22 protein-coding genes are annotated in these 22,403 nt (G+C 36.0%); 12 read left to right on the top strand and 10 right to left on the bottom strand.

What is annotated here, in order from left to right:
- Nucleotides 1-15: 15 nt before the first annotated feature.
- Both P2086_RS04385 and trpS read left to right on the top strand, forming a co-directional pair.
- Complete coding sequence (locus tag P2086_RS04385; protein ID WP_317899220.1) at nucleotides 16-1,590, top strand: NAD(P)/FAD-dependent oxidoreductase; 1,575 nt, start codon at nucleotides 16-18, stop codon at nucleotides 1,588-1,590.
- A gap of 26 nt (nucleotides 1,591-1,616) precedes the next feature.
- On the top strand, nucleotides 1,617-2,588 hold the full coding sequence (trpS, locus tag P2086_RS04380) for a tryptophan--tRNA ligase (RefSeq protein WP_317899219.1): 972 nt from the start codon (nucleotides 1,617-1,619) through the stop codon (nucleotides 2,586-2,588).
- Here the strand turns inward: trpS and P2086_RS04375 are convergent, their stop codons facing one another.
- Genes P2086_RS04375 through trhO form a run of 3 tightly spaced genes read right to left on the bottom strand, consistent with a single transcriptional unit; the run spans nucleotide 2,589 to nucleotide 5,382 of the window.
- Nucleotides 2,589-3,746 (bottom strand): homogentisate 1,2-dioxygenase, encoded by a 1,158-nt coding sequence (locus P2086_RS04375; RefSeq protein ID WP_317899218.1) that lies wholly within the window; start codon nucleotides 3,744-3,746, stop codon nucleotides 2,589-2,591.
- Between the two features lie 12 nt (nucleotides 3,747-3,758).
- On the bottom strand, nucleotides 3,759-4,301 hold the full coding sequence (locus P2086_RS04370; protein WP_317899217.1) for a hypothetical protein: 543 nt from the start codon (nucleotides 4,299-4,301) through the stop codon (nucleotides 3,759-3,761).
- A gap of 16 nt (nucleotides 4,302-4,317) precedes the next feature.
- Complete coding sequence (gene trhO, locus P2086_RS04365) at nucleotides 4,318-5,382, bottom strand: oxygen-dependent tRNA uridine(34) hydroxylase TrhO (protein ID WP_317899216.1); 1,065 nt, start codon at nucleotides 5,380-5,382, stop codon at nucleotides 4,318-4,320.
- A 164-nt stretch (nucleotides 5,383-5,546) separates the two neighbouring features.
- Between trhO and P2086_RS04360 the strand changes: the two genes are divergently transcribed.
- From P2086_RS04360 to P2086_RS04345, 4 genes are all read left to right on the top strand, one after another.
- The gene (locus tag P2086_RS04360; RefSeq protein WP_317899215.1) at nucleotides 5,547-6,506 is read left to right on the top strand and encodes an NAD-dependent epimerase/dehydratase family protein; all 960 of its coding nucleotides are present in this window, start codon (nucleotides 5,547-5,549) and stop codon (nucleotides 6,504-6,506) included.
- 78 nt (nucleotides 6,507-6,584) lie between these two features.
- A complete protein-coding gene (locus tag P2086_RS04355; protein WP_317899214.1) occupies nucleotides 6,585-7,007 on the top strand; it encodes a hypothetical protein in 423 nt (140 codons plus the stop codon).
- A gap of 229 nt (nucleotides 7,008-7,236) precedes the next feature.
- Nucleotides 7,237-7,608, top strand: a complete 372-nt coding sequence (locus P2086_RS04350) for a hypothetical protein (RefSeq protein ID WP_317899213.1) — start codon at nucleotides 7,237-7,239, stop codon at nucleotides 7,606-7,608.
- Nucleotides 7,609-7,653: 45 nt separating this feature from the next.
- Nucleotides 7,654-7,863: a hypothetical protein gene (locus tag P2086_RS04345; protein ID WP_317899212.1), complete on the top strand. Its 210-nt coding sequence runs from the start codon at nucleotides 7,654-7,656 to the stop codon at nucleotides 7,861-7,863.
- A 72-nt stretch (nucleotides 7,864-7,935) separates the two neighbouring features.
- On the opposite strand, the gene P2086_RS04340 is transcribed toward P2086_RS04345, so the two are convergent.
- The 4 genes from P2086_RS04340 to P2086_RS04325 all read right to left on the bottom strand — a co-directional run bounded on the left by P2086_RS04340 (nucleotide 7,936) and on the right by P2086_RS04325 (nucleotide 10,808).
- Nucleotides 7,936-9,018 (bottom strand): T9SS type A sorting domain-containing protein, encoded by a 1,083-nt coding sequence (locus tag P2086_RS04340; RefSeq protein WP_317899211.1) that lies wholly within the window; start codon nucleotides 9,016-9,018, stop codon nucleotides 7,936-7,938.
- Between the two features lie 122 nt (nucleotides 9,019-9,140).
- A complete protein-coding gene (locus P2086_RS04335; RefSeq protein ID WP_317899210.1) occupies nucleotides 9,141-10,220 on the bottom strand; it encodes an Mrp/NBP35 family ATP-binding protein in 1,080 nt (359 codons plus the stop codon).
- A 24-nt stretch (nucleotides 10,221-10,244) separates the two neighbouring features.
- Entirely contained in the window at nucleotides 10,245-10,466 is a 222-nt protein-coding gene (locus tag P2086_RS04330) for a hypothetical protein (RefSeq protein ID WP_317899209.1), read from the bottom strand.
- Nucleotides 10,467-10,568: 102 nt separating this feature from the next.
- Nucleotides 10,569-10,808, bottom strand: coding sequence for a hypothetical protein (locus P2086_RS04325; RefSeq protein ID WP_317899208.1), 240 nt, complete (start codon nucleotides 10,806-10,808; stop codon nucleotides 10,569-10,571).
- A gap of 297 nt (nucleotides 10,809-11,105) precedes the next feature.
- Between P2086_RS04325 and P2086_RS04320 the strand changes: the two genes are divergently transcribed.
- From P2086_RS04320 to P2086_RS04305, 4 genes are all read left to right on the top strand, one after another.
- Complete coding sequence (locus P2086_RS04320; RefSeq protein ID WP_317899207.1) at nucleotides 11,106-11,690, top strand: RNA polymerase sigma factor; 585 nt, start codon at nucleotides 11,106-11,108, stop codon at nucleotides 11,688-11,690.
- A gap of 12 nt (nucleotides 11,691-11,702) precedes the next feature.
- Nucleotides 11,703-12,794, top strand: a complete 1,092-nt coding sequence (locus P2086_RS04315; protein ID WP_317899206.1) for a S1C family serine protease — start codon at nucleotides 11,703-11,705, stop codon at nucleotides 12,792-12,794.
- Nucleotides 12,795-12,999: 205 nt separating this feature from the next.
- Entirely contained in the window at nucleotides 13,000-13,437 is a 438-nt protein-coding gene (locus tag P2086_RS04310) for a hypothetical protein (RefSeq protein ID WP_317899205.1), read from the top strand.
- A gap of 179 nt (nucleotides 13,438-13,616) precedes the next feature.
- Complete coding sequence (locus tag P2086_RS04305) at nucleotides 13,617-13,997, top strand: DUF7793 family protein (RefSeq protein ID WP_317899204.1); 381 nt, start codon at nucleotides 13,617-13,619, stop codon at nucleotides 13,995-13,997.
- Between the two features lie 3 nt (nucleotides 13,998-14,000).
- On the opposite strand, the gene P2086_RS04300 is transcribed toward P2086_RS04305, so the two are convergent.
- The gene (locus P2086_RS04300) at nucleotides 14,001-14,300 is read right to left on the bottom strand and encodes a DUF4286 family protein (RefSeq protein ID WP_317899203.1); all 300 of its coding nucleotides are present in this window, start codon (nucleotides 14,298-14,300) and stop codon (nucleotides 14,001-14,003) included.
- Between the two features lie 235 nt (nucleotides 14,301-14,535).
- On the opposite strand from P2086_RS04300, the gene tyrS reads away from it, so the two are divergent.
- Together tyrS and rpoN are read left to right on the top strand one after the other, a co-directional pair.
- A complete protein-coding gene (gene tyrS, locus P2086_RS04295) occupies nucleotides 14,536-15,816 on the top strand; it encodes a tyrosine--tRNA ligase (protein ID WP_317899202.1) in 1,281 nt (426 codons plus the stop codon).
- 2 nt (nucleotides 15,817-15,818) lie between these two features.
- Entirely contained in the window at nucleotides 15,819-17,315 is a 1,497-nt protein-coding gene (gene rpoN / locus P2086_RS04290) for an RNA polymerase factor sigma-54 (RefSeq protein WP_317899201.1), read from the top strand.
- An 18-nt stretch (nucleotides 17,316-17,333) separates the two neighbouring features.
- Here the strand turns inward: rpoN and P2086_RS04285 are convergent, their stop codons facing one another.
- A complete protein-coding gene (locus tag P2086_RS04285) occupies nucleotides 17,334-19,523 on the bottom strand; it encodes a T9SS type A sorting domain-containing protein (protein ID WP_317899200.1) in 2,190 nt (729 codons plus the stop codon).
- A gap of 52 nt (nucleotides 19,524-19,575) precedes the next feature.
- On the bottom strand, nucleotides 19,576-22,401 hold the full coding sequence (gene polA / locus P2086_RS04280; protein WP_317899199.1) for a DNA polymerase I: 2,826 nt from the start codon (nucleotides 22,399-22,401) through the stop codon (nucleotides 19,576-19,578).
- Between the last annotated feature and the right edge of the window lie 2 nt (nucleotides 22,402-22,403).

The following is a 22,403-nucleotide window of genomic DNA, read 5'->3' as shown; positions in this document are numbered from 1 at the left end:
AAAATCTTCCATCCTATGCAAACAAAAATACAACTACAGGTTAGTCCGCAAACCGCTTTGAGTGAAGCTCTTCTTAAAGAAGAAATCAAACAACAACTTTCTCTCGAAGAAAATAACACCCTCCATCTTAAAATTTTGAAACGTAGCATTGACGCACGCGGACGAAAAATAAGAATTAATCTCACCGTTCTTGCTTCGGTTGATGAAGAAATTCTTTCAGAAAAAATACAATTAAATTATCCCGATGTTTCTTCCTCCCAAAAAACATGTCATATCATTGGTGCGGGTCCAGCTGGACTTTTCGCGGCTTTACGGTGTATTGTATTAGGAATAAAACCAATAATTATTGAAAGAGGAAAAGATGTAAAAGCACGCAGGCGTGATCTCGCAGCAATAAATAAAGAACAAATTGTAAATCCTGAAAGCAATTATTGTTTTGGCGAAGGCGGTGCCGGAACATACAGCGACGGTAAGCTTTACACGCGATCAAACAAACGTGGTGATATTGATAAAATACTCAAGACCTTTGTTTTTCATGGCGCAAGCGAAGAAATTTTAATTGACGCCCATCCTCATATTGGTACCAATAAATTACCGCAGCTCATACAATTTATGCGTGAAACAATTCTTCGTTCTGGGGGTGAAGTACTATTCAATAGCAAACTTGTAGATTTCAAAACCAACGACGAAAAAATTACTTCCATTCAAATTAAGAACGAATCAGTTGAACAAGATCTTATTGTTCAAAATGTCATTTTAGCTACAGGTCACTCCGCTCGTGACATATACGAACTTCTGAACGACAAAAAACTTCATCTAGAAGCTAAACCTTTTGCCTTAGGTGTTCGCGTTGAGCATCCACAATCTTTAGTTGATAGTATACAATATCATTGCGGCAGTATGCAAGAGGTTATTGAAAAACGTCACTTTTTACCAGCTGCAAGTTATAGTTTGGTACAACAAATAAAAGGCTATGGGGTGTATTCTTTTTGTATGTGCCCAGGTGGAATCATTGCTCCCTGTGCGACAAGCCAGGAGGAAGTTGTTACGAATGGTTGGAGTCCGAGTAAAAGAAATAACCCTTACGCCAATAGTGGTATTGTTGTTGGACTCGATCTAAAAGATTTTAACATCTACAAACAACACGGTGCTTTAGCAGGTTTAGAATTACAAAAACAATTTGAACACTCGGCTTGGCAACTAGGAGGGAAAACACAAACTGCACCAGCACAACGATTGCAGGACTTCACAAATGGAAGAATAAGTTCTTCTTTGCCCGATTGCAGTTACCAACCTGGTTTAAAAAGTGTGGAGATGCAGCAAGTATTAGGTAAGTTAGTCGGTCCAACTCTTAAGGAAGGGTTTAAAGCCTTTGGTGGAAAGATGCGTGGCTACTTGACGAATGAAGCCCTTATTGTAGGTGTGGAATCAAGGACTTCAACGCCAGTTAGAATTCCCCGAGATAAAGATTTGCTAAGTCATCCACAATTAAAAAATTTGTTTCCTTGTGGCGAAGGCGCGGGTTATGCCGGAGGGATTGTAAGTGCTGCAATGGATGGAGAACGCTGCGCAGATAAATTAAATTATTAAAAAGATTACATTTGTTATTTTAAATTATGTCACGCATTTTAACCGGTATTCAAAGTACAAACATTCCTCATCTGGGAAACATTCTCGGCGCCATTGTACCCGCCATAGAATTAAGTAAAAAAGCAGAAAACAATAGTTTGTTTTTTATTGCAGATCTTCACACGCTCACCAGCAAAAAAGATCCAGAATTTATTAAGAGCAGTACACGAGCTGTTGCGGCAACTTGGTTAGCGTTTGGATTAGATCCACATAGAACCATCTTCTACCGACAAAGTAGAGTGCCGCAAGTTACTGAGTTAACCTGGTATTTAAATTGTTTTACACCCTTTCCAATGTTGGCCAATGCGCATTCATTTAAAGATAAAAGTGAGCGTTTAAGTGATGTGAATGCCGGTTTATTTACCTACCCAGTTTTAATGGCTGCCGATATTTTATTATACGATGCACAATTTGTTCCGGTTGGAAAAGATCAATTGCAACACCTTGAAATAGCCGCCGACATTGCCAACTCCTTCAACCATAAAATTGGAAAAGAAGTTTTAGTTGTTCCTGAAGCGCTTACCGATTCTAAGGTGATGATTGTTCCTGGAATTGATGGACAAAAAATGAGTAAGTCGTATAACAACTTCATCAATATTTTTCTTCCTGAAAAAGAATTGAAAAAAGTAGTAATGAGTATTGTAAGTGATAGTAAAAGTTTGGAAGATCCTAAAGATCCTGAAACCGATAATACTTTTAAACTCTACGCACTTCTTGGAAATACTGAACAAATAGAAAGCATGCGACAAAATTATTTAAAAGGCGGCTTTGGTTATGGTCATGCCAAAACAGCTTTGCTCGAATTAATTTTAGATAAATTTAAAGAGCAGCGGAAAACATACGATCACTTGATGTCAAATCCCGGTCTACTTGAAAAAGAGTTAGCAATCGGTGAAGCTAAAGCGAATAAACTGGCGAACGAAAAATTGAAACAAATAAGAGATGTTTTGGGGTATTAATTACTCCACCCAACTTTTATAATACTTCCCATCATCAATACCCATGGCCTCTTCGGTAACCATGAGTGGTCTAAAAGTGTCGATCATCACTGCCAGCTCTTGTGTATCTTTCTGACCTATACTGCGCTCCATCGCTCCCGGAGCAGGTCCGTGAGGAATGCCTTTTGGGTGTAATGTAATATGCCCTTGTTCAATATTATTGCGGCTCATAAAATCACCATCAACATAATACAGCACTTCATCACTATCTATATTACTATGGTTGTATGGCGCTGGAATAGCTAGAGGATGGTAGTCGTAAATGCGCGGACAAAAACTGCAAACTACAAATGTTGAGGTTTCGAATGTTTGATGCACTGGAGGTGGTTGATGCACACGCCCTGTAAGTGGTTCGAAATTATGGATAGACATTCCCCAAGGAAAATTATAACCGTCCCAACCCACTACATCAAAAGGATGCGTTGCATAAACCATTTCATGCATCATGCCTTCCTTTTTTATTTTTATGATAAAATCTCCCTTTTTATCGTTCGTTTCAAGAACTGTTGGCAACTTATAATCCCTTTCACAAAACGGCGAATGTTCTAACAATTGTCCTTGTGAGTTTTTGTATCTCTTCGGTGTATAGTATGGAGAATGGCTTTCACAAAACAACAAACGGTTATCCGATGTTTCAAAATGCATTTGATAAATCATGCCGCGTGGAATAATCAAGTAATCACCGTATTCAAAATCGATGTTACCCATCATTGTTTTCAGCGTGCCTTTTCCTTTATGAATAAAAAGCATTTCATCCGCATCTGCATTTTTGTAAAAATACTCCGTCTGACTTTTTGTTGGGGCTGCCAAACCAATCGCACAATCAGAATTTACTAAAAGTGTTTTTCTACTTTCTAAAAAATCTGCTGCAGGCTTTATTTCAAAGCCTTTAAGTAGAAGAGCTTTTATGTTTTTACCAATCGCAATTTTAGGTTCAACCGAATAACTTTTAAGAATTTCTTTTACCTGAGTTGGACGGTGAACATGGTATAATAATGAATCCATACCGCTAAACCCTTCGGTGCCAAAAAGTTGTTCGTAATAATAATTACCTTTTTTGCTTTTAAAAACTGTATGTCTCTTTTGCGGGATTTCCCCTAGTTTATGATAGATCGGCATTTTACTCGTTGATTAAAGTAGTTTTCCTTTTACGTGCAATATTTCTTCCAATTTAAGTTTTTGATCACCTGCTGAGACTCCTCCTGAAGTAACTCTGGCGACAACTTTAAATTGAATTTTTTCTTTAAAAAGATACTCCTTAACATTTAAATCTGTTAAGTCGCACTCGAAAGAGGAAACGCTTTTTGGAACAATTAATTTAGATGCTACTAATTCTCCAGGCTGCCCCGGGCTTTGAATATAAATAGACAATGAATCTAAAAAATCCAAATTACCATTGGAATTGGAGATTGTCAATTTTTTAAATTTTATTTCGCTGATCAAACTTGAGCTTGTTCCCTCAGAACCGAAACGAGAAGAGGATTCGGTTGCAATTTCGGGAGTGTTAATTTCGAGCACCTGTGAAGCAGCAATACTTGAAGATGGCACGGTCGTTTCACTTGCGTAATTCATGTCAAACTCAACTGCCTTGTTGACCTCTTCTTTTAATTTTTCACAAGAACTAAATCCAACAAATATTAAGATTCCTAATAAAACTGTAATTATTTTTTTCATGCGCGGGGGGTTTAATTTATTTTAAAGATAAGTTATTTTTTAATATTTCCTTTAAATTCGGGCGTAAACGGCTTTTATAAACCGACAAACACTCAGGTCCATTTTTAACGCGTCCTTTTCTTAATTCACGTTGTTCTTCTATTGGAAGTGCTGCAATGCGCACACACTCTGGCGTGCAACAGCCATTCATTTTATCAGAGCATTCCTCACACTGTATAAAAAGTAAATGACAGTCGTCGTTCTTACAATTTACATGTGTGTCGCATGGCTTGCCGCATTGATGGCATTCAGATAAAATATCTTCTGTAATTCTTTCTCCTATTCGTTCATCAAAAACAAAATTTACACCTTTAAATTTACTCTCTAAATTTTGTTCCTTTATTTCTTGCGCGTATTGAATAATGCCACCTTTTAAGTGATTTACATCTTTAAATCCTTTATGTTTAAAATAAGCACTTGCCTTTTCGCAGCGTATACCACCAGTACAATACATCACTACCTTTTTATCTTCTTGTCCTTTTAAATAATCAATTACCAAGGGTAACTCTTCTCTAAAAGTATCGGCATCCGGACAAAAAGCTCGCTCAAACCTTCCCACTTCACTTTCATAATGATTGCGCATATCAATCACAATCGTGTTTTCATCTTCAATGGCTTTATTAAATCCTTTGGCATCCAGATAAGAACCTGTGTTGGCTGGATCAAAATTTTCTTCATGAATACCATCAGCAACAATCTTATCACGCACCTTAACAATGAGTTTATAAAAAGATTTACCGTTTCCGTCTACTGCGTGTTTAAAAAGCATATCCTTAAAGTAAGGCAACGAATTTACTTGATTCCAGAAGGCTTCCCAGTTATCTTCGGGTACACTCATTTGTGCATTAATACCTTCTTTGGCCAGATAAATGCGGCCAAAACAATTCCATTCGCTCCAGGCTTTGTAGAGTTCGTTTCTAAGCTCGTTTGGTTCGGGAATGTTTACATAACGGTAAAACGAAATGGTTTTACGTTTAATGTTTTCTTCTTTTAAACGTTGTTTTAAAACGTTTTTGTCGGTTCGGTTTACTAAAATTGACATAAGTGATAAAAATAATTGCAGGTTATATTATCTGTAATGGAACTTTTAAAGGTAAATCTTGGAATTAAGCAATAAATCTAAAACTCAAAAACTCTTTAAATCAAAAATTCTTTTTACGTTTGTAAAGATACAAAATTGTTCCAAACCATTAGGTGATAAAAGTCATGTCAAACACGCAAGAAAAGGTATTAATCATAGGAGCCGGAGGGCAAATTGGAGTTGAATTAACCGAAAATTTATCAAAGATTTACGGCGAAAATAATGTGGTTGCCTCCGACCTTAGAAAGTCAGATGTTTTTAAAGTGAACCCTTTTGAAGTATTGGACGCTCTAAACAAAGACGCTTTATTTAGCATTGTTAAAAAACATAATATTACTCAGATTTATCATTTAGCTGCCATGTTATCTGCAACAGGTGAACAAAACCCAATGTTTGCGTGGAAATTAAATATGGAAAGTTTATTTCATGTTTTAGATCTTGCCAAAGAAAAACACATCAAACAAATTTATTGGCCAAGTTCGATCGCGGTTTTTGGCCCAACTACCCCGCAAGAAAACACACCACAATTTACTGTGATGGAGCCTTCTACCATTTATGGGATAAGTAAACAAGCAGGTGAAAGGTGGTGCGAATGGTATTTTAAAAAACATGGCGTTGACGTTAGAAGTTTACGTTACCCCGGCTTAATAGGATGGAAAAGCGCTCCGGGTGGCGGAACCACAGATTATGCCGTTCATATTTTTCACGAAGCCTTAAAAAACAGCAAGTACGAATCTTTCTTAAGTGAAAACACTGCTTTGCCCATGATGCACATGGAAGACGCTATTCGCGCCACAATTGAAATTATGCATGCGCCATCTGAAAATATAAAACTTCGTGGCAGTTATAATTTATCTGGCATTAGTTTTAGTCCTAAAGACATTGCTACAGAAATAAAAAAACACATTCCTAATTTTAGTATTAGCTATAAACCAGATTTTAGACAAGCCATTGCAGATAGCTGGCCAAAAAGCATTGATGATTCTTTCGCACAGAAAGACTGGGGCTGGAAGGTGAAATATGATTTACCAAAATTAGTCGAGAACATGTTGGTGAATTTGAAAGAACATAATCTAGTAAAGTAGGTCTGTTTTCGAATTTATTTTCTGTCAACTAGTGTTTAAAAAGATTATTTTTGTGCATTCTTTACCCAAATTTAAACCATGAAATTAAACCGCATTTATTTTATAACGCTTGCTGCGATCGCCATTTGTTGCTTGTCAAGCTGCCTTAAAAAAGGCGAAAATGACCCAGATATTTCATTTGTATCAAGAAAAGCAAGGGTTGTGGGAAAATGGAAAATACAAAGTGGCACAGATGTGGTTTCGGGTAATAATGTTTTTGATAGTCAAGGCGGGCGTTTTGATAAAAGAATTACAACATATTCTAATAACTCTTATGAGCAAAGGACTGAAATGCCTAACAACACTCGCGTTGAGACAGGAAGCCTTTCATACGAAATGGAATTCAAAGATGATGGCAGCTATACTTCCACGAGTATTTATGACAACGTCAACACAAACATTCTAAAAAGAACGTGGAACTTTACAAGCAATGTTGCAAACATAATAACAAAGAACAACTAGTTATTAATCTTACCTCGCAGTCTTTTAATTCAACAGGAGCAAACTCAATTAATAATAATGACGGGGTCCTTGACGGCAACAAAACTGATATTACTTACAACCTAAAAGAACTGAGAGATAAAAAAATTGTTTTAGTCTCTGAATACAGTTCCACAAGCAATAGTGGAGGCACGTATAAACACAATTCGGAACTCATATTTATACAATAATAGTTTAGTTTTTAAAACCCATGAAATTAAAAACCATCTTCATTAATATAATTTTAGTTTTTATACTTTGTTGCTTATCAGGATGCCTTAAAAAAGGAGAGAATGATCCTTCTATTTCGTTGAAAACAAGAACAGCAAGACTTTCCAGGCAATGGCACTTAACAACTGGTACAGAGGAATATACTTCCACCAACACCGACTCTCTTGGAATCCATACAAGTATAACCACTTCGATTTACACTCAAAAAACTTTCGAAACAGTTACAGATGGTGGCAGCTATCAAAACTCACATAGCGGCTCATTTTCTTATATAATGGTGTTTAAAAACGATGGTGGATTTAATTCAATAAAAGTGAATGATAATACTTCTAATACTTTGGAAGGAACCTGAAATTTTACGAAAGGAATTGGTAACCATTCAGATAAAGAACAAATTGTGATTAATCTTAGTTCAAATGTGACTATATTTAATGACCCAAATGGCTCTTCAACTTTTGGAAACACGTATACCGGAAATCAATCTGATATTACTTATACATTAAAAGAACTAAGAAGTGATAAGTTTGTACTTGTTTCTCAATATAGTATTAATTATAGCAAAGGTTACGGATATTCTTACAAATCCGAGCTTACATTTGAGGAATAATTCTGTTCTTATAACTTTACTAAGTCATGTTATATAAAGTTCTTTTTTTAAACAGCCCTTAGAAATTGCTTTTTACTTAATTACAACAAGCTTTCCTGAATAGTGGAAGTCTCCATTCTTAGATTTCGTTTTTAAAAGATAAACGCCTTTACCGATTTCAGAAATGTCTATTTCTGATTCAAGTTTTTTCTCTGAAACCAGTTTGCCATCAAGGCTATAAAAATAAATTTCAACTTCTTTCATTAAATCAGCTGGGGTGTTACAATAAAGTTTTGTTGAAGCTGGATTAGGAAAGAAACTCATTTGTTCTGAAAAATTGACATTGCTTATTCCAACCAAATTCGGATTAACTCGTGAAAATTTATAAACTCTGCCACTTTGAACTGTTCCAGTAACCACTTCTGCGAGCGTAGTGCCCAAACCAACCATGGCTGGATTTGAAGCAGGTCCATTCAAAACATTGGCACTAACGTTAACAGCTGTATTCAAATCTACCTGTTCTGCGAGTCCACAATGAAAGCCTGCTGGATTAAGCAGGTTGTCTTGGGGGTTTTGAATGTTTACATCTCCAAAGCGTATTTCAATATCATTTGTTCCTTCATATAACCATAATTGAAAATTAACATAACTCTCAGAAGTATCATACGCTGCAATTTCTTCATAAAATCCTGCATCTTTTACCTGAATCATACATATTTTATTTCCTACTGTTCCGGTTACTGAATACGAAATATCAGAGATGCCGCCTGAATCTCCTTCATTAGAAGTGGCAGGAAGGAATGCTCTATCACACAGGTCTTCAAACATCGGAGTGGCAAGGGTTAACACGGATAGTGTAGGGTTATCAAACGTAGCAAACGAGCCTTCAGCAAAATTAATGATATTACCTGAAGCGCCGTAAAGTTTAAAATTAAATCCCATCGTAATTGGAAAGTTACTATCATCCCACATTAAACCATTGCTCACAGATACACCAGTAAACTCCTGATAAGGCACTGTATATGTTGAAAAGGTGTACAATGGATTTGCCGGCGATGTCGTTGTTTCTATTTTTACAACATCAGCTGAATGCACGCCATTAGAAAGTTTTAATTTCTTTTGCGCCTTAAGTGTTAAAGAAAATATTAGCAAGGAAATAAAAAATAGCTTTTTCATATTGGAGTTTTTATAATAATTGAGAGTTTATAACAAACGAATAGTTGTACCCACTTTATTAATAAAACACGAACAGGTAACAGATAGGAAAAACTACTTCAATAATAACTTAAAGAACGGGTTCAAGCCTCCACAAGATCTGCGTTTCTGATAGCAACCTGCTGCGCAACATTTTGCGCCATCTCCATAAATGCAAGTGCTTGAACTGTGTTTTCTTGCATAACTGCCGGACGGCCAGCATCCGAAGCTTCGCGCACGCTTTGTACTAAAGGTAATTGACAAATTAAGGGCACGTTTAATTCTTCAGCTAAATGTTTCACACCATCTTTTCCAAAAATATAATATTTATTTTCTGGTAATTCTTCGGGTGTAAACCAGGCCATGTTTTCTACTAAACCAAGAATTGGAACATTTACCTGCTCTAATTGAAATAAGGCAATTCCTTTTCTAGCGTCAGAAATAGCAACATCTTGCGGAGTACAAACCACAACCGCACCAGTTACCGGCACCTGGCTACATAAACTAATTTGAATATCTCCAGTACCTGGAGGAAGATCTACAATTAAATAATCTAATTCACCCCATACGGTTTCGTAAAACAATTGAGATAAAGCCTTAGTCGCCATTGGTCCACGTAATGCAATGGGTTGATTTGGTCCCGCTAAAAAACCAATTGAATTTAATTTCACACCATGACTGACAACAGGTGCCATTTTTTTCTGCCCGTTAAATTCGGCAGAACCCGGACCTTCATTCTGCATACCAAACATAATGTGTTGAGAGGGGCCATAAATATCAGCATCTACTAAACCCACTTTCGCGCCTTGTCGCGCCAAGCCAACTGCAAGATTAGCGGCAATCGTACTTTTTCCAACACCTCCTTTGCCACTCGCTACCGCAATAATGTTTTTAACATCACGCAAAGTAGTTTCATCTTTTCCTTTTTTAGTAGTAACGGTTGCCGTCATGTTGATTTTCACTTTCGCCTCCTTATCAACATAATGCAAAATTGCATTCATACAGGCATTATGAATCATGTCCTTCATAGGGCAAGCAGGAGTTGTAAGAACAACAGTGAAAGAAATGTTCTTCCCATCTACAGCAACATCTTTAATCATGTTGAGGGTTACCAAATCTTTTTTAAGATCCGGATCATCAACATATTTTAAAGCATCAAGTACTTTTTGAATTGTAATTTCCATAATTAAAGAGCAAAGTAAAAGGTGTTATTTTTGAGGTGCCGCTTGCGCTGCATTAGTTGGTGTAGGCATAACAACAACATTTGAAGGAGCTTCAGCTTCAGCCATTGTTGTTCTAATAACATTAGCAATGGAGTCCTGAAAAATTTTAGCACGCTCATGCATCACCTGTCTGTTTTCTGCAGCAGGGCCGCACGATGTTAAAATCAAAATAAAAGTAAGGGCGGAAAATAAACCTGTTTTTTTCATATGTAAGTAAAGTGATTAATGGATAGCAAAGCTAATCAAAAAACAGAAAAGCCCCAAAGCAATGCTTTGGGGCTAATCATCTAACTAACTAAACACAAATTCTTAGTGTCCGTGCGCATCGTGAGCTTCAGCAGCAGGAGCAGGAGCAGCAGCTTCAACAGCAGGAGCAGTTGTATCTGCAGTTGCTTCAGGAGCTTGCATAGACTCGCTGATTGAAGCAGCAATTGAATCTTGAATAAATTTTGCTCTTTCTTCCATTTTAGCTTTTTCTTCAGCAGAAGGACCACAAGCTACGAAAGTAGCTACTACAGCTACAGCGATAATTGATAATACTTTTTTCATTTCAGTTTTAATTTTTTAATTAGTGATTGATTTTACATTGATACCGAAAACAGAAAATGGTAACCCAAAAAAATCAAAAAAAGAATACTGTTTTTTGTAACTATTTGACTATCACAGTAATAAATTCTATTAAGTTAATGTCAATTTGCTCTTAATTGTGTCTTCATGACTTAAAACATATAATATTATGAATGAATAAACCTTTTAATTAGCGTCTTAAAATAGTGAAGAATAAAAATTTTAATCAAAAACAGGTTACCTTTATAAAAATAGAGTATTAATTTAAACAGCGTGTCTATGTCTGCTACCAAACTGCAATTTTCCGACGATCAATTTATTGATGGGTTACGCAGCGGTAATAGTGAAGTACTTAGCGCCTTATACAAAAAGTATTACAACGTCGTTCTTAAATTTATTGTAAACAATAGTGGTACAGAAGAAGCTGCTCAGGATATATATCAGGAAACTGTCATTGCGTTGTATGAAAATGCACAAAAACCTGAATTTTCTTTGAATTGTCAATTACAAACCTATATTTATTCCATTTCGAAACGATTGTGGCTTAAACACTTGAAAAAAAGTGGTAAAACATTTTTATTTAAAGAAGATGCAGAAAATGAGGTTGTTGATGTAGCAAGTGATTTAGACGAGCATCAAGAGAAAGAGAAAGAAATTGAAAAAATGAACAGAAGTCTACTCGAACTTGGCGAACCTTGTGCCACGCTAATTAAAGACTTTTATGTGCACAAATTAAATATGGATGAGATAGCTGATAAGTTTGGCTATACAAATGCAGACAATGCTAAGAACCAAAAGTATAAATGTTTACAACGATTAAAGAAATACTTTTTTGATAAAAAAACTATTGAACAAGAATCATAAGGAGAAAGAAAAATGAGAGTTACTGATTTATTTGATAATTACCTGAATAAGACCTTAAGTGAAGAGGAAAGAACTAATTTTGAAAAATTATTACACACCGATGTGATAATGGCCAGTGCATTTAATGAACACAAAGCGATCATTGATGCCTTAAAATTAAATTCCGATAGAATTAGTTTAAAGAAAAAACTAAAATCGATTCACCAGGAAGAATTCGGGAATTCTAAAGTTATTTCTATTCACCGCGAAGAAAATTTTGCAAGGCGACATGGCAGAACAATAGCAGTAGCAGCAAGTACAACTCTTATAGCCGTATTAAGCACGGTAGCTGTTTTAAGTACTGGAGGATACCTTCTTAAGCAACAAAGCAATCAAATTACCGATCTTAACCGTGTGGTGATGGAATTAAAAGCGTCAAGTGATGGTGTTGTTGAAGGTATTACTAAAAGTGGGAAAAAAATAAATTATGCCCCTGCAAATCTAGAGGGAAGTGCTTTCGCTCTTAACGATAAAGGATATATCCTAACCAGTTATCACATGGTAAAAGGTGCTGATAGTATTTTTGTTAGAAACGGCGTTATTGACAGAGCTCTCACAAAATTAGTTTTGTTCGATCCTAAATTAGATTTAGCTGTTTTAAAACTTGAGAATAAAGACTTTTATAAAAACTGGCAAGTGCCCTTTTCATTAAACGAAAAATCAACCGATGTAGGTGACAAAGTGTTTACCTTAGGTTACCCTCGTAAGGATATGGTATATGGCGAAGGTTCACTAAGCTCTTTAAGTGGTTACTCAAACGATACCAATATGTACCAAATCTCAATTCCGGTTAATCCAGGAAATAGCGGCGGACCCCTTTTAGATGAAAATGGTAATGTAATTGGCGTCATTAAGGGTAAATTGGCAGGTGAAGAAGCTACCGGATTTGCAATAAAGGCCAATAATATTCTAAATTCGATTAAATCTTGCGAAATTGACAGCACAAAACAAGATTTATTGACCCAAAATTCTAAAAAAACCAGTCTAAAGAAACTCAAACGTTCTGAACAAATTAAACGCATTAATCCTTATGTGTTTAATGTGCTAGTTTACAAGAGGGATTAAAAATGTTTCGCTTAATGAGCTGATTTAAATAAGTTTTGAACTTTTTTAAATGGTTAAATATCAAACATTTAACTTACTATCAACCGCTTCTTAACCGCTTCCTAACATGTCGTAAACAGTCTTTGAAAATATTAACTTTCGTATTAATGTTAAAACGAAGTTATTAACAATTTTATAGTTAACTTAGTACCCTAATTAGACAAACATGTTCGAAATCCTTAAACACTTTGAATCAAAATACGGACTCCTAAAGAAAAAAGGATTACGCATTGAAGGTCTATCTATGATAGACCCGAAACGCAAGAAACATGTTATTATGGTGAGTAAACCCTTCTTATTTGACAACCGACAATTACCAAAAACGTATGAAGGTTTGGATATAAAGTCTAAAATTGAAGGTGTTTTGCCAAAAGAGTTTGCTTTTAAGAAAGATGCTGTAAAAAAAGAATACGTGTGGGCACCAATGAAATTTGAAAAATACGTTGACCGTTGCTCAGAAGAAATTCGTAAAAATTTTAATAATCCTGATATGAGTCGCCAAGAAATGCTTGACGCTTTAGCTTTTGGAAATTTCGAAGAACATAAAAAGAAAAGCTTGCAATTAATGAAAGATGGTAAAATCCCACCATTCAAAATGAATTAGTGCTGTTTCTTGTTAAGAGAGTAAGTAACAATTGTCATAATTAAGGGTTAAACAATTAGTTGCTTTGGTTGAAAAAGTCGGTTGGTTACCGACTTTTTTCTTTTTGGTCCCCTCGTTCAATAACTGTAACTCGTCGATAAATAACTGACATTTGTCGAAATTGGTTATATTTGGGCCAAATGAAACAAGCCCTTCACTTTAAAGAATTCGGTCAACTCGAATACGAAAACAGAATTCTGACCGTAAGAATTACCGAAGGCACAGAAATCACCGAAAAGACACTTGAATTAATCTTTAGTGAGGCCTCCAAATTGGCCGGAAACTTAACTTTTTGTATTCTGGCTGATGTCAGAAATCTTGCAACCGCCGGTTCAGCCGCAAGAAAGTACAGTGCAAACAACTCCTACTCAAAACAACATCTTGCTTATGCAACTCTTACCGATAAAATATCTGTTATTTTGCTTGCAAACTTTTTTATAAAAGTAAATCGCCCTTCTGTTCCTTCCAAACTGTTTAAAGAAGAAAAGGGCGCGATGCATTGGTTGCAAGGTTTTTTATAATCATTACAGAATTTCTAGTACTGTTCTAAATGCAGTATACTTTTCGCCAAACATTTCTTTGTGTTCTGCTTGAAGAGCGGGCGCAAATTCTTTTTGATATTTTTCAATATCCGCCATTTCTAAAAATTTATACTGCGTTGAAAATGTGTGCCCATGATCTTCCACATACAACACTTTAACCATCTGGCTATCTATGAAGCAGCCTGTTTTCATTACATCCGGAATATGTTTTTCCTTCATCCATTTTACCCATTGTTGATGAACCTCATCATCAATGTTAACCGTTACATTGTATATAAACATGGGTCTAATTTAAAAAGAATTCCGTTAAATCGTTTAAACATTTATACCCTATCTCGATAACAATTTACACGAATAACTTCGTGAAAATTAGTGCAATTAGTGGCAACAAAAATTGCTGTAAATGCAGGCAATATTTGTAATTTTACTCGTTACGAATCGCCTCCTTGTCTTAACAGTTGTAAGGCCTGAAGTCAAAGGGGTAACGTTAAAGTAATAAAAAAAGAAATCAAACTATATGAAATCAAATTTTGTTGAAGAATTACGTTGGAGAGGGCTGTTGCAGGATATTATGCCGGGCACTGAAGAATTATTGGAAAAAGAAATTATTAGCGGATATATTGGATTCGATCCAACGGCAGATTCATTACATATAGGTCATTTAACCCAGGTATTTACTTTGTTGCGTTTTCAAAAAGCAGGGCATAAGCCTATTGCCTTAATAGGTGGGGCCACTGGGATGGTGGGTGATCCTAGCGGAAAATCAGCGGAACGAAATCTTTTAGATGAAGAAGCTCTTAATAAAAACGTAGCGGGCCTTAAAAAACAGCTTGAAAAATTTTTAGATTTTAACTCTTCCAGTAATGGCGCGATTCTTGTAAACAACTACGACTGGATGAAGGATTACACTTTTCTTACTTTTATTAGAGATGTTGGCAAGCACTTAACCGTTAGTTACATGATGGCAAAAGATTCGGTTAAAAATCGTTTGGAAACAGGAATGAGCTTTACCGAGTTTAGTTACCAACTACTGCAGGCTTTTGATTTCTATAAGTTGAACGAAACTCAAAACTGTAAACTTCAAATGGGAGGCTCAGACCAATGGGGTAACATTACAAGTGGCACCGAATTAATCCGTCGTAAATCAGGAGGAGAAGCTTATGCACTCACAACACAGTTAATTCGTAAAGCCGACGGAACAAAATTTGGAAAAACAGAAAGCGGTAGTGTGTGGTTAGATAGAACAAAAACAAGTCCTTATAAATTTTATCAATTCTGGATTAATACTTCAGATGCTGATGCAAAAAGTTGGATTAAGATCTTCACTTTTTTTTCGAAAGAAGAAACAGAAGCTATGATTACCGAGCACGAAAAGGATCCTGGAAAACGAATTCTTCAAAAAACACTTGCAAAAGAATTAACAACTTTGGTACATAGTGAAACGGATCTAAACAGTGCTATTGACACAAGTTCTGTATTATTTAATGGTGGCTTAGCTGAACTTAAAAAACTCGATGAAGAAACATTCTTAGATGTATTTGACGGATTACCTCAGTTCACTTTGTTGAAATCTGAAATAGAATCTGGAACAGGTATTGTGGAATTGTTGTCGGAAAAAACAACTGTTTTCCCTAGCAAAAGTGAAGCAAGAAAAATGATTCAAGGTGGTGGCGTGAGCGTTAACAAAGAAAAAGTAGAAGGCCTTGAACTTATTATTAATTCATCGCATTTAATTAATAACAAATACATTATCATTCAGAAGGGTAAAAAAAACTATTACCTCTGTAGTATAAATTAATTATGGCGCTCAAACATTCGCAATATCTAAAGCTCTCGCAAAAATTATTACCTCAACAAATTTTGTTGATGAAGCTTTTGCAATTGCCGACACTTGCGCTTGAAGAACGAATTAAAGAAGAGTTGGAACTAAACCCTGCATTAGAAGAAGATGAAGATACCCTTACAACAGACGAAGAACTTTTCAGTAATGAAGATGAAGGAGAAATAACTGCCGATGAGGAATTTGATGACAATGGTGAGATAAAGGAAGAAGAAATGAAAACTTCTGCCAGTGATGTTGAAATGGAAGATTACATGGATGCAGAGGAATTGGACTCCTATAAGTACGAAGTTGTAAACAAAGGGCCTGATGAAGAAACAAGAGACTTTGTTGTGGTTGAAGGTGTTGGGTTCCAGGAACAGCTCGAACAACAATTAGGTTTGAAAGATATTAACGATCGGGAATACACGATTGGCAATTACCTAATCGGTTGTTTGGACGAGGATGGTTATGTTCGTCGCGAACTAGATTTAATAGTGGACGATCTTGCTTTTAATTATAACATTACAACCGACATAAAAGAAATTGAAGAAGCGCTTAAAATTATTCAAAGTTTCGATCCTCCCGGTGTTGGCGCAAGAAATTTACAGGAGTGCCTTTTAATACAATTGGAAAGAAAAACCGAAAAAACAAAAGAAGTTGTTCTTGCTATGGATGTTATTAAGAACCACATGGAGGAGTTTTCTAAAAAACATTACGATAAAATACTTAAACGTTTGGAAATTGATAATGAAGAGTTAAAAGATATTATAAATGAAATAACGCATCTCAATCCTCGTCCGGGAAACAGTGAGACAAAAGAAAGTAATTTTAGTGCGGTAGTTCCCGATTTTATTATTACAGTAACAGACGGCATTCCTGAATTAAGCATTAATGGACGTAATATGCCCGATTTAAAAATCAGCAAGGATTATAAAGAAATGTTGAAAGAATATGCCAAGAGCAAAGAAAAAAGCAGTAAAGAAGCTTCCGGTTTTATAAAGAGTAAAATTGAAAGTGCTGGTTGGTTCATAGAGGCTTTGCAACAACGCTACGCTACAATGAGTTTGTGTATGAAATGTATTCTCGAGTATCAACACGATTATTTTTCAACCGGCGATGAGAGTAAACTCAAACCAATGATTTTAAAAGATATTGCCAGTCGTGTCTCGCTTGATTTGTCAACTGTTTCAAGAATGGCAAACAGTAAATATGTGCAAACACCCTACGGCACTTTTTTACTAAAAACTTTTTTTAGTGAAAGTATGAGTACTGATAGCGGCGAGGAAGTTAGCAGCCGGGAAATAAAAGACATTCTCAAAGATTATGTTGACAAAGAAGACAAAAAACATCCTTTAACAGATGATGAATTATGCGCCAAACTTAACGAAAAAGGGTACAATATCGCTCGCCGCACGGTTGCTAAGTATCGGGAACAATTAGATATTCCTGTGGGCAGAATGCGCAGAGAGGTTTAAACTAAAACTGATTTCTCGCTACTCTAAAATCAATTTTTTGACTGCGGTTTTTTCATTCGTTACAATCTCAATGAAAAACAATCCTTTTCCCAAATAATTAAGATCTAATTCATGCTCTTTACTATACTCGTGAAACTCTGCTACCTTTTTTCCTTCAGTAGTATAAATTGTGATCTTGAATTTTTCATTTTTGTTATTCGTTACCTTAATTTTACCTAAAGATGGATTAGGGAAAATAATTACATTTTCGTTTTCTGATAATTCATCCAAGGCAACCGTTACAATGTATATTGCTGCATAAGCGGTATCCTGATCGCATTGATTTGATGCGACCAACATTATTTGGTAGGGAGCGTTTGCACTATATGTAATTACTGGTGAGGGCGTTGTGTTGGTTTGTCCATTTCCAAGATCCCAAAAAAAGTTTGTAGCATTTGCTGATGTGTTAGTTAAATTTAAAACATTACCGTTAACAATGGCCAAAAAACCTGCATGTGTTTTCACTGTTGAAGAATTATAAGCGGTATCAGCTATACCTTCGCTCATATTGTAATAAGTTCCGCTGGGAACATTTTCCAATTTCAATACTCGCACCATATAGGTGTAAACTCCTTTGTATAAAAGGCAATTATCGGTATAAGTTGTTCCGCTGATTGGAAGAGAATTTAATTTTACATAAGCTGTATTCGTGTCGTTTTTAACATAGATATTATAACCTGCAATAGTGGTTTCTGTAGTAGCTGACCAAGAGATGTGACAGTCAAATCCGGCTTTCGTTGCCACAACATTTGAAACAGGCGCAACCACGTCATTTCTCAGTGTTGGATCGCCCATCAAGGCATTGTGAATCCAACGTCCTGTAATAACAGTTGGACTATCAAAATAAAGATTACCGGAATTGTTTTGTGTGAGTAAAACACCATAACCAATGTTTTCTCCCAATCCCATGTGGTGAAACTGATAATGTGGTCTACCAGACCAAACACTTGTAAGTATTTTTCCCTGAGCCAATGGAGCTTTCAAAAAATTATTTTGTGAATCCCAATCGCCAAAATATGAGCCGAACAACATTGTGAATACACCATGAAGATTTGAAGCGGCGAAGTTCGCTGTATTTCCAATGCCGCTGGCACTTGTGTAGGTGCCTCCACCACAGCCAAAAGACCAGGCGAAACTTAACCCTGTCATACTTGTAAAATAATCAGCGGCGATTATATTTGAAGAACCAACAAGTGGCGCAAAATTTTTGTATCCACTAGCGGCGAAGGCTTCACTGCTAAAGTATCCAAAATTATCATCTACAACGCCTTGTTTAATTGGCACAAACATTTTCATACGGTACTCATGATCTTTGTCCAAATAATTTTTAAGCAATTGCCCTTCTGTCAACGTAAATGTTGGCATTCCATTAAAATCAACCCTTCCTACTTGAAGCTCAAGATCACTTGGCACAATGCTTTGATCAAACTTGCCATCACCCGGAATGTTTTGTGTGCGGGCTGGTGAAGCGGTTGTAGATGTTACCGAATTATCTGTCCATACACCATCCATATCAGCGTAATAACAATCAGCAGGCCAAGCTCCCAAATGATCAGGATGCCCATCAGGATTAATATTTCCACTGTAAGGAACAGGAATGTGTCCCAATAAAAAAACAGCTTTTACAGCGACCGTTGTATCTTCATTGTAATCATTTACAATAAGATCTTTAATATGAGTAACCGATCCGGTTCTCAAAACATCGTGTCGAATAACGTCCCATCCGTCGCCTTCTATATCCGTTATGAGTCTTGAAATTTCTGCTGAAAGGGTTCCAATAAAATTGCTGTCCACCAATAAAATTAATTTTCCTCTGTAAAAAGTTTCTGGAACTTCAATACCACTGTTTATATAACCATGGCCTGCATAACCGGAACCTGTCCGCGAAACACGGTATTCGTAATTTATTCCTACACTCACCGTGTTATCGATATATTGATTGGTAGTTCCTCCAGGTGTTGCAACTGGTGCTCCCCAGCTTACATCTGTTTTTAATTTTCGGTAAACCTGATACTGTGTACTTGTTGCATTACCAACCCAGTTCAAAGTTATTTGCGCAGGACTATTTTGAACAAGCGCCGTTAATTGCACAGCTGCATCAGATGCCGATTGAGAAAATGAAAAGCGTACTAGTAGAAATAAAAAACTGAAGAGTATAAAATTTTTCATGTATTCATATTTAATATAAATATATGAAATGGATTCTAGAAAAACGAAAGTACTAATGCGCCGCTAACCAATTCTCACCCGTCCCCAAACCTACTTCAACAGGAACTTTTAAAGGCAAAGCTTCGCTCATCAATTTCTCAATGATTGGTTTTACTTTCTCAAGTTCTGGTTTATGAACATCGAACACAAGTTCATCATGCACTTGTAGAAGCATTTTTGTTTTAAAATTCTGTTTTTCTAATTCGTTGTAAATATTAATCATAGCGACTTTGATCATATCGGCAGCTGAACCTTGAATTGGAGCATTAATAGCATTGCGCTCTGCATAACTCCTCACTGTTGCATTATTTGAAGTGATATCGCGCAACCAACGTTTACGACCAAGTAAAGTTTGAACGTAGCCATGCTCCCTAGCAAAGTTGATGGTTTCATCCATATAACTTTTTATGGCGCCATATTCTTTAAAATAATTATCTATAAGCTCCTTGGCCTCTGTTCTTGAAATATTTAAATTCTCAGATAGACCAAAAGCTCCTTGTCCATAAATAATTCCGAAATTTACGCTCTTACTTTTATAACGCATTTCTTTTGTAACGTCTGCTTCTGCAACACCAAATACTTTAGCCGCTGTTGCAGTATGAATATCTTTCCCTAATTGAAAAGCCTCACACATATTTGGATCGCCGCTGATACTTGCAACTATTCTTAATTCAATCTGAGAATAATCGGCACTTAATAAAACATGATCTTTATCGCGAGGAATAAAAGCTTTTCTGATATTACGTCCTCGTTCGGTACGGATTGGAATGTTCTGCAAATTAGGATTATCACTGCTCAAGCGACCGGTAACCGCTACTACTTGATTAAAGGAAGTGTGAATGCGTCCGGTTTTTGGACTTACCAATAAAGGTAATGTATCCACGTAAGTGTTTTTCAATTTTACCAGTTCACGGTAATCCAAAATTTTTGAAACGATTGGATGTGCGTTTTCAAGTTTACTTAAAACATCCTCGCCTGTTGCGTACTGACCCGTCTTTGTTTTTTTTGGTTTGTCAACTATCTTCAAATAGTCAAACAATATTTCACCCACTTGTTTTGGAGACGATACGTTAAATTTTGTTCCAGCGAAATCCTGAATTTCTTTTTCTACAATAACAATGTCATTTTGTAATTGGGAAGAAAAATCTTTCAACGCTGGAACATCCAAATTAATCCCCTCACGCTCAATGTTTGCTAGTACTCTAATAAGAGGTACTTCTACTTCATTAAAAAGCTTTTCTACTTCATTCTCGGCTAACTTTGGAGCAAAGGTTGTTTTTAATTGAAGCGTAATATCTGCGTCTTCGGAAGCGTATTCTTTTATTTTATTAATCTCCACATCACGCATGCTTGTTTGCTCTTTTCCCTTTTTACCAATCAATGTTTCAATGCTTACTGGAGAATAGTTCAAATACGTTTGTGCCAGAATGTCCATATTATGGCGCATTTCAGGCATAATTAAAAAATGTGCGACCATGGTATCGAACATTTTGTTTTTTATTTCGATACCATAATTTTTCAGAATTTGAAAATCGTATTTAATGTTTTGTCCAATAAGTGTTTTACTGTTGTCCTCGAAAAGAGCTTTAAATAAATTTAATCTTGTTTCTGCTTCGTCTCTATTTGCGGAAAAAGGAACATAATATCCGGTGAAATGTTTTATTGAAAAGGATAAGCCAACAATTTCTGCTTCCAAGGTATTGAGAGAAGTTGTCTCACTGTCAAAACAAAATTCTGATTGTTGATTCAAAAGAGAAATTAATTCTTTTATTTTTTCATCTGTATCAACCAGCTCGTATTTATGATCTACATCATGTATTGTTTTGAAATTCGTCGGTTCTGGCTCTGGATTTGAATCCGAACTCGTTTGTTCATCAGGAGAACTAAATAGATCTGCTTGTGCATTATTTGCCTTAGGTTTTTCAATTGGTAATTTTTCTTTGCCGCCAATATCTTCACCTAATACTTTTTTAGCAATGGCTCTGAATTCTAGCTCTTTGAATACCTCTAACAATACTTCTTTATTCGGTTCCTTTAAGGTTAATTTTTCTTCATCCAAATTAATTGGGCAATCTAAAATAATGGTAGCCAAACGTTTTGATTGAATGGCCATGTCTCTGTTATTCTCAACCTTCTCTTTTAATTTTCCTTTCAGTTTATCGGTATTCTCTAATAAATTTTCAATGCTTCCGTAATCTTTTACAAGTTGAATGGCGGTCTTCTCTCCCACTCCTGGAATGCCGGGGATGTTATCCACCTTATCGCCCATTAAACCCAGAATATCAATTAATTCTGAAACATTTCGAATGTCCCATTTTTTACAAACTTCTTCCGGGCCTAAAATAGAGGCGCCATTTCCGAAGCTCGCCGGTTTGTATATAAATGTGTTGGTGTCCACCAACTGACCGTAATCTTTGTCGGGTGTCATCATATAGGTGGTGAAACCTGCTTTCTCAGCTTTAATAGCAAGTGTTCCAATTACATCATCTGCTTCAAAGCCTTCCAGGCCAAGAACCTCTATGTTAAATCCTTTAATCATTTCTATGATCAGAGGAATTGATTTACGAAGATCTTCTGGCATTTCTTCGCGATTTGCCTTATATGCTTCAAACTCAACGTGCCGCTGCGTAGGGCCTTCCATATCAAATACCACAGCAATATGACTTGGTTTTTCTTTTGTTAGAATTTCTAATAATGTGTTGGTGAAGCCAAAAATGGCAGAGGTGTTAAAGCCTTTGGAATTAACACGTGGGTTATTACTGAACGCAAAGTAGGCTCTATAAATTAGTGCGAATGCATCTAGTAGAAATAATTTTTTTTCGGTTTCTTTTGTGATCATAT

The organism is Aurantibacillus circumpalustris, assembly GCF_029625215.1.
Taxonomy (GTDB): domain Bacteria; phylum Bacteroidota; class Bacteroidia; order B-17B0; family Aurantibacillaceae; genus Aurantibacillus; species Aurantibacillus circumpalustris.
Note: the sequence above shows the minus strand (reverse complement) of the source record. Positions and strands in the feature narration are given on the sequence as shown.

Excerpts from the sequence above, each read along its gene's own strand:
- P2086_RS04385 (WP_317899220.1), top strand. The coding sequence starts at position 16 with ATGCAAACAAAAATACAACTACAGGTTAGTCCGCAAACCGCTTTGAGT.
- trpS (WP_317899219.1), top strand. The coding sequence starts at position 1,617 with ATGTCACGCATTTTAACCGGTATTCAAAGTACAAACATTCCTCATCTG.
- P2086_RS04375 (WP_317899218.1), bottom strand. The coding sequence starts at position 3,746 with ATGCCGATCTATCATAAACTAGGGGAAATCCCGCAAAAGAGACATACA.
- P2086_RS04370 (WP_317899217.1), bottom strand. The coding sequence starts at position 4,301 with ATGAAAAAAATAATTACAGTTTTATTAGGAATCTTAATATTTGTTGGA.
- trhO (WP_317899216.1), bottom strand. The coding sequence starts at position 5,382 with ATGTCAATTTTAGTAAACCGAACCGACAAAAACGTTTTAAAACAACGT.
- P2086_RS04360 (WP_317899215.1), top strand. The coding sequence starts at position 5,547 with ATGTCAAACACGCAAGAAAAGGTATTAATCATAGGAGCCGGAGGGCAA.
- P2086_RS04355 (WP_317899214.1), top strand. The coding sequence starts at position 6,585 with ATGAAATTAAACCGCATTTATTTTATAACGCTTGCTGCGATCGCCATT.
- P2086_RS04350 (WP_317899213.1), top strand. The coding sequence starts at position 7,237 with ATGAAATTAAAAACCATCTTCATTAATATAATTTTAGTTTTTATACTT.
- P2086_RS04340 (WP_317899211.1), bottom strand. The coding sequence starts at position 9,018 with ATGAAAAAGCTATTTTTTATTTCCTTGCTAATATTTTCTTTAACACTT.
- P2086_RS04335 (WP_317899210.1), bottom strand. The coding sequence starts at position 10,220 with ATGGAAATTACAATTCAAAAAGTACTTGATGCTTTAAAATATGTTGAT.
- P2086_RS04330 (WP_317899209.1), bottom strand. The coding sequence starts at position 10,466 with ATGAAAAAAACAGGTTTATTTTCCGCCCTTACTTTTATTTTGATTTTA.
- P2086_RS04325 (WP_317899208.1), bottom strand. The coding sequence starts at position 10,808 with ATGAAAAAAGTATTATCAATTATCGCTGTAGCTGTAGTAGCTACTTTC.
- P2086_RS04320 (WP_317899207.1), top strand. The coding sequence starts at position 11,106 with ATGTCTGCTACCAAACTGCAATTTTCCGACGATCAATTTATTGATGGG.
- P2086_RS04315 (WP_317899206.1), top strand. The coding sequence starts at position 11,703 with ATGAGAGTTACTGATTTATTTGATAATTACCTGAATAAGACCTTAAGT.
- P2086_RS04310 (WP_317899205.1), top strand. The coding sequence starts at position 13,000 with ATGTTCGAAATCCTTAAACACTTTGAATCAAAATACGGACTCCTAAAG.
- P2086_RS04305 (WP_317899204.1), top strand. The coding sequence starts at position 13,617 with ATGAAACAAGCCCTTCACTTTAAAGAATTCGGTCAACTCGAATACGAA.
- P2086_RS04300 (WP_317899203.1), bottom strand. The coding sequence starts at position 14,300 with ATGTTTATATACAATGTAACGGTTAACATTGATGATGAGGTTCATCAA.
- tyrS (WP_317899202.1), top strand. The coding sequence starts at position 14,536 with ATGAAATCAAATTTTGTTGAAGAATTACGTTGGAGAGGGCTGTTGCAG.
- rpoN (WP_317899201.1), top strand. The coding sequence starts at position 15,819 with ATGGCGCTCAAACATTCGCAATATCTAAAGCTCTCGCAAAAATTATTA.
- P2086_RS04285 (WP_317899200.1), bottom strand. The coding sequence starts at position 19,523 with ATGAAAAATTTTATACTCTTCAGTTTTTTATTTCTACTAGTACGCTTT.
- polA (WP_317899199.1), bottom strand. The coding sequence starts at position 22,401 with ATGATCACAAAAGAAACCGAAAAAAAATTATTTCTACTAGATGCATTC.